The following is a 6,778-nucleotide window of genomic DNA, read 5'->3' on the forward strand; positions in this document are numbered from 1 at the left end:
CCATCCCCCCCGGGACGTCCGAGCGTTGACGTCCTATAGGACGTCAACGCTCGGACGTTGCGGGCGGGGGGGCGGAGGCAGTTGGGAGGGGTTCAGTTGGGAGGGGTTCAGTTGGGAGGGGATCAGTTGGCGGAGGGGATCAGTTGGCGGAGGGGATCAGTTGGCGGCGACGAGCGGGCGGGCGTCGCCCCACTTGGCGTCGTCGGGGGTGTTCAGGTCGCGGTTGACGGTCTCCGGGACGGTGCGCGTGACCAGGAAGCTCACGAGCATGGTGACCATCATGTAGATCGCCACCGGCACCCAGGAGTTGGCGAACGCCGCGAGCAGCGCGGCGCAGATCAGCGGGGCCACTCCCCCGCCGATGATCGAGGAGAACTCGCGCCCCAGGGTCACCCCGGCGTACCGGTAGCGGTTGCCGAACATCTCCGGGAAGAAGCTCATCTGCACGCCGGTCGCGCCCTGCGCGGCGAGCATGAAGCCCAGGATCATCACCACGACGATCGCGACGGGCGACTTCGTGGACAGCGCCAGGAAGCTCGGCACGGGCAGGAAGATCAGCGCCCCGGTGATGATCAGGTACATCCGTCGCCGGCCGTACCGGTCGGAGAGAGTCCCGGTCACGAAGGCGGCGAAGGCCGCGCAGAGCGCGCCGATCAGCAGCACCTTGGGCACGAACTTCGGGTCGACGCCGATCACGGCGACCAGGTAGGAGGCCATGAAGACCTGGTAGGTGTACGACTGCGTGGTCACGCCGAAGTTCATGAAGATGACCTTGAGCACCTGCAGGCGCCCGTCCTTGGCGATCGCCTTGAGCGGCGCCTGCTCGACGTGCCCGGCCGCCTTCAGCTCGACGAACACCGGGCTCTCGGAGAGCTTGCGGCGGATGATCATCGCGCCGACCGTCACGAACAGGCTGCTCCAGAAGATGGCCCGCCAGCCCCACGCGAGCAGGGCGTCGTCGGGCAGCAGCTGGGCGAGCACCCAGACGAGCGCGCCGATCGCGGTGCCGAGGGCGGCGCCGATCATGACGAACGCGGACAGCTGTCCGCGCTTGCCGCGCCGGGCGACCTCGGTGAGCAGGGTCGCGCCGCCGGACTGCTCGGCACCGGCGCCGAAGCCCTGCAGGAACCGGCACAGCACGAGCAGGATCGGGGCGAGGACGCCGGCGCTCGCGAAGGTCGGCAGGCAGCCTATGCCGAACGTCGCGGCTCCCATCAGCAACAGCGTCGTCACCAGCACCCACTTGCGGCCGAACCGCTCACCGAAGTGGGAGAAGAACAGTCCACCGAGCGGGCGGGCCGCGAACCCGATCGCGTAGGCGCTGAAGCTCGCGATCATCCCGGCGGTCGGGGACTGGTCGGGGAAGAACAGCTGGGGGAAGATCAGCGCCGACGCGGTGCCGTAGACCACGAAGTCGTACTGCTCGAGGATCGTGCCCACCAGGCCGGCCCACGCGGCGCGGCGAACCTTCGCGGGGTCGACGGGCACCTCCGGGAACTCGGTCCGGGACGTCTCGAGCGTCTTGGATTCGTTCATTGTCATGCACCCTTCGGCATCGGGGTCACCACAACTTTGAGGTGACTGGGGTCGAGCACTGGAGCTTGCAGAGCCTTGGCGGTGTCCGCGAGCGCGAAGCGCCCGGTGATGACCCGCTCGATGTCGACCGCGCCGGACTCGACGAGGGCGATCGCGGTGGGGAAGGCGTGCGCGTACCGGAACGCGGTGACGAGGTCGATCTCGTACCGCTGGAGGAAGGCGAGCGGCAGCCCGTCGACCGCCGGCGCGGCCTGCCCCACGACCGTGACCCTGCCCCCGGGCTTGACCGTCGTGATCGCGCTCCAGGCCGCGGTCGGGACTCCGGTGCACTCCAGGACGCGGTCGACGCCGGTGACGTCGAGCTCGTCTCGCGCGGTGTTGATGACCCGGGTCGCGCCGAACGTCAGGGCCATCGCGAGGCGGTCGTCGTTGACGTCGGTCATCACGATCTCGGTCGCGCCTGCGGCGCGGGCGACCTGGGCGGCGAGGATCCCGATCGGCCCCGAACCGGTGATCAGGACCCGGTGCCCGACGCGCACCTGGGCGCGCTGCACCGCCCAGACGGCGACCGCGAGCGGTTCGATCATCGCGCCGGTGACGGTGTCGATGCTCTCGGGCAGCGCGTGCACCGAGCGGGCGGGCACGACGAGATACTCCGACATCGTGCCGTCGGTGGGCGGGGAACCCAGGCAGGTCCCGACCGGGCAGATGTTGTACCGGCCCTCGCGGCAGGTCGGGCAGGTCCCGCAGCCGACGGCGGGTTCGACGGCCACCCGCGTACCGGTTGCGACCCCGCTCGTCGTGCCCGCCGCGATGACGACGCCGGCCGCCTCGTGACCGAGCACGGTCGGCTGCCGCACGACGTTGAGGCCGTTGCGGCCGGCGTCGTAGTAGTGCATGTCCGACCCGCAGACGCCGACGGCGGCGACCGCGACCAGCACGTCGTCGGGCCCGATCTGCGGGACGGCGAGCTCTTCGACGCGCAGATCGCGCGCCCCGTACATCCTCGCGGCGCGCGTTCGAGTTGGCAGTGCCATGGACGTGGCTCCTCTTCGTTGAGAGACGAACTCGCTGGGGCCCGAGGGCCGGCGGGTCAGTGCAGGGTGCTGGTGCGGGTGTGGGTGTGGGTGCCGGAGCTAGCGCTGGACCGGGCTGCCTCGGCCGCCGCGGAACGGATGCCGGTGGTGAAGATCAGGTCGAGGTACTCCCCCACCCGGTCGACCAGACCGGGCTGATCGGCGAGCACGGGCGCGAACACGTCGCCGCGGCGGAAGACCGCCCAGGCGAGCTCGCCCGCCGTCGTGCAGGTGCGGGCCAAGGCCGCGAGGCGTTCCTTGGCGGGATCGGCCATCGCGCGGGCGAACGGACCCGGCTCGAACCCGTCGAGCGGGGCGATGCAGGCGATGAAACCCGCGACGGTGAGGGCGATGTACTCGGGCATCACGCCCCGGGCGAGGTGGTGGGCGATGGGTTCGGTGATGCGCTGCGGGAGTTTGCCGGACCCGTTGGAGCCCACCCGGCTGGTCGGGTCGGCGAGCACCGAGTTCGACCAGCGGGAGAAGAGCTGGGCGATGTACTGCTCGGCGTCGACGGCCGCCGGCACGGTCAGCGTCGGCAGGTACTCCTCGCGCAGCAGCGTGCCGGCCGCCTGGGCGATGAAGTCCTGGAACCGCGCGTCCGGGATCGTGGCCTGCCCGTCGAGCGCACCGAGGTAGGCGAGCAGGGAGTGCGTCCCGTTGAGCAGGCGCAGCTTGAGCACGTCGTACGGCGTGACGTCGTCGGTGAAGATCGCACCGCCGACCTCCCACCGCGGTCGCCCGGCGGCGAAGTTGTCCTGCAGCACCCACATGCTGAACGGCTCGGCGGGGACCGGGACGTCGTCGCGCACGCCGAGGCGCTCGGCCGCCATCGCGCGGTGCCGGTCCGCGGTGTCCAGCACGATCCGGTCGACCATGGAGTTGGGGAAGGTCACGGACGACTCGAGGTACCCGAGCAGCGGGACGCTCTCGTCCGGCGCCAGCAGCTCGACGAAGTGCCGCACCAGGTGCGCGGTGAGGTCGCCGTTGTCCGCGAGGTTGTCGCAGCTCAGGACCGTGACGGGTGCCCCGTGGGTGCGCACCCGGACCTGGAGGCCGCGCACGATCTGGCCGATGGCCGTCGCCGGCGAGGTGGCCCCGGCGAGGTCGCCGCGGACCAGCGGGTTGTCGAGGTCCAGGCGCTGGGTGCCCGGGGAGAACGTGTAGCCGGCCTCGGTGACCGTCAGGGTCACGATCTTGGTGGTCGCCTTGCCGATCTCCTCGACGACGAGGCAGGAGGGGTCGCCGCGGCCGAGCACGGCCGTGTGGACCGCGGGCACGGTGATGGCCTCGGCGCCCGGCGCGATGTCGACCACGCTGTACAGCAGGTCCTGCGCGCGCATCGCGTCCGGCGTCTCGGACCGGCGCGAGGAGGCGAAGATGCCCCAGTCGCCGCCGTCGGCGTCGATGGCCTTGGCGGTGTAGACCGCGAGGTGGGCCCGGTGGAAGATGCCGAGGCCGAGGTGCACGATGCCGGTGCGCGGGGTGGGCCGGTCATGGCCCCGGACCCCCGCGGGGATCGTGGTGGCGCTCAGCTGGGCGAGGTCGCCCGGCGCGCGCAGGTCGTTGGTCAGCATGGGGGTCACCAGTCCGTCATCGTGCCGTCGCGCTTGCGCGCCACGGGGAGGTACGCCGGGTTGTACGGGTAGCGGGCCGCAAGCTTCTCGTCGAGCTCGACGCCGAGACCGGGCGCGTCGCCCGGGTGCAGGTAGCCGGACTTGTACGTGTAGTCGTGGCGGAACACCTCGTCGTCGATCGGCTCGTAGCCCATGAACTCCTGGATGGCGAAGTTCGGGGTGGCCAGGCCGAGGTGCAGGGACGCCGCGAGCGTGATCGGAGAGACGTCGGACGGTCCGTGCGGCGCCGCGCCGACCTGGTAGAGGGCGGCCAGGTCGAAGATGCGCCGGGCGTGCGAGATCCCGCCGGCGTGCATCACGCAGGTGCGGATGTAGTCGATGTACTGCCCGGTGATCAGGTCCTTGCAGTCCCAGATCGTGTTGAAGACCTCACCGATCGCGAGCGGCGTCGTGGTCTGCTCGCGGACCCGGCGCAGCACCTCCTGGTTCTCCGCGGGGGTGACGTCCTCGAGCCAGAACAGGTCGACCGGCTCGAGCGCCTTGCCGAGCCGAGCCGCCTGGTTCGGGGTGAGCCGGTGGTGCGCGTCGTGCAGCAGCGCGATCTCCGGGCCGACGTGCTCGCGGACCGCGGCGAGCATCGTGGGGGCGTGGCGCAGGTACGCCGCGGTGTCCCAGGTCTCCTCGACGGGACGCTTGCCGCGGCCGGCCGGTTCGTAGGAGACCTCACCGTGGTGCACGCCGTACACGGTGTCCAGCCCGGGCACCCCGGACTGGGCGCGCACCGCGAGGAAGCCGCGGTCGAGCTTCTCGTCCACGGAGTCGAGCAGCTCGGGGGTGTCCCAGCCGCTGGCGTGCGTGTACGCGAGGATCCTCATCCGGACCGCGCCGCCGAGGAGCTGGTAGACGGGCTGCCCGGCGAGCTTGCCCTTGATGTCCCACAACGCGAGGTCGACGGCGCCGATCGCGGCCATGGTCACCGGGCCGCGGCGCCAGTACACGCCGCGGTAGAAGTACTGCCAGGTGTCCTCCACGCGCTGCGCGTCGCGGCCGATGAGCAGCGGCGCGAGGTGGTCCTTGAGGTAGGACGCGACCGCGAGCTCGCGCCCGTTGAGGGTCGCGTCGCCCCAGCCGACGACGCCGTCGTCGGTCGTGACCTTCAGGGTCACGAAGTTGCGGCTCGGGCTGGTGAGGATGACCTCGGCGGCCACGATCATGGAGCTCATCGGGAAATCACCACGTTCTGGATCGGTTCACAAGCGGCGAGGCGCCGGATGTTGGCGGCGATGTCGCCGGCCCGGCCCTCGAAGGTCTGGCGGGTGACGCCGGAGATGTGCGGGGTGAGCAGGACGTTGGACAGCTCGCCGAACGGGAGGGTCGCGGGTCGGCCGTGGGAGCCGGCCGCCGGGTACTGGTACCAGACGTCCAGGACCGCGCCGCCGATGCGGTTCTCGTTGAGCGCGGCGTACAGCGCCGCCTCGTCGACCAGCGTGCCGCGGCTGACGTTCACCAGGACGGCGTCGGGCCGCATCGCCTCGAGCTCGCTCGCCCCGATCAGCCCGCGGGTGCTCGGCCCGAGCGGCAGGCACAGCACGACGACGTCGCTCTCGCGCAGCAGCCGGGGCAGGTCCTCGATCCCGCCGGCCCAGTCCAGGCCGTGCGCGGCGTCGTCGACCGGGCTGCGGGTGACCGTGATCCCGCGCGCGCCGAACGCGCGCAGCAGCTGCCAGGTCCGCGAGCCGATGTGGCCGAAACCGACGATCCCGACGGTCGCTCCGTGCAGCCCGCGGACCTGCGGGCGGCCGGGCTCGTAGACCGGCGACGCCCAGTGCCCGGTGCGCAGCTCGCGGTCCTGATCGAGCAGCCTGCGGCGCAACACGACGGTCGTCGAGGCGACGTACTCGGCGATGGAGGCCTCGTGGTGGAACGTGTTGGCGACCACGGCGCCGTCGGGCAGCGCCTCGGCGTCGATCCCGTCGAAGCCGGCGCCGGCGACGTGCACGAGCTCGAGGCGCTTGGCGGCGTCGCCCATCGCGGCCGTGAACTTGGCGCCGACGTACACGCGGGCGTCCGGCAGGTCCGCGACCAGCGCATCCTCGTCGAAACGCGGGTGCCAGGAGACCCTCGCACCGGCCGGGAGGCCAGCCTCGAGCTCGGCGCGCAGCGGGAGCAGGTTCGCGTCGGCGATGACGATCTTGAGCGGGTCGGGGGTCTTCGCAGGCTGTTCGGTCACGTCGCTCGTCTCGTTGTCTTCGAAGCCCGGCCTCATCGGAAGTCCGGCGTGCGGGCGGCGGACGTGGAGCCTCGGACGATGAGCTGGGAGCCGAGGTGCGCGGGCTCCGCGGGTACCGGCTTTCCGCCGATCAGGTCCAGCAGCAGCTCCAGGCCGAGGGACCCGCTGCGCGCGATCGCCACGCTGATCGTCGTCAGGCCGGGCTCGGCGGCGGCCGCGACGTCGAGGTCGTCGATGCCCACCACGCTCAGGTGCTCCGGGCAGTGGTACCCGAGCTTGCGCGCCCCGGAGATCACGCCGAGCCCCACCAGGTCGTTGTACGCGACGACGGCGGTCGCGCCGCTCGAGACGACCGCCGC

Annotated in this window: 6 protein-coding genes; all 6 read right to left on the reverse strand. The window is 71.5% G+C overall.

Going from position 1 to position 6,778, the window contains the following annotated elements:
• Window positions 1-156 precede the first annotated feature (156 nt).
• Complete coding sequence (locus VIM26_RS24615) at window positions 157-1,536, reverse strand: MFS transporter (protein WP_331955972.1); 1,380 nt, start codon at window positions 1,534-1,536, stop codon at window positions 157-159.
• A 2-nt stretch (window positions 1,537-1,538) separates the two neighbouring features.
• A complete protein-coding gene (locus VIM26_RS24620; RefSeq protein ID WP_331955973.1) occupies window positions 1,539-2,573 on the reverse strand; it encodes an alcohol dehydrogenase catalytic domain-containing protein in 1,035 nt (344 codons plus the stop codon).
• 56 nt (window positions 2,574-2,629) lie between these two features.
• Window positions 2,630-4,189, reverse strand: a complete 1,560-nt coding sequence (locus VIM26_RS24625; RefSeq protein WP_331955977.1) for a mannitol dehydrogenase family protein — start codon at window positions 4,187-4,189, stop codon at window positions 2,630-2,632.
• A 5-nt stretch (window positions 4,190-4,194) separates the two neighbouring features.
• A complete protein-coding gene (manD, locus tag VIM26_RS24630; RefSeq protein WP_331955974.1) occupies window positions 4,195-5,412 on the reverse strand; it encodes a D-mannonate dehydratase ManD in 1,218 nt (405 codons plus the stop codon).
• Window positions 5,409-6,419, reverse strand: coding sequence for a 2-hydroxyacid dehydrogenase (locus VIM26_RS24635; RefSeq protein WP_331955975.1), 1,011 nt, complete (start codon window positions 6,417-6,419; stop codon window positions 5,409-5,411). The genes manD and VIM26_RS24635 overlap by 4 nt, the downstream gene beginning before the upstream one ends.
• Window positions 6,420-6,451: 32 nt before the next feature.
• Window positions 6,452-6,778: substrate-binding domain-containing protein (locus VIM26_RS24640; RefSeq protein WP_331955976.1), on the reverse strand; the 327-nt coding region annotated here is incomplete at its 5' end.

The organism is Pengzhenrongella sp., from assembly GCF_036565025.1.
Lineage (GTDB): Bacteria > Actinomycetota > Actinomycetes > Actinomycetales > Cellulomonadaceae > Pengzhenrongella.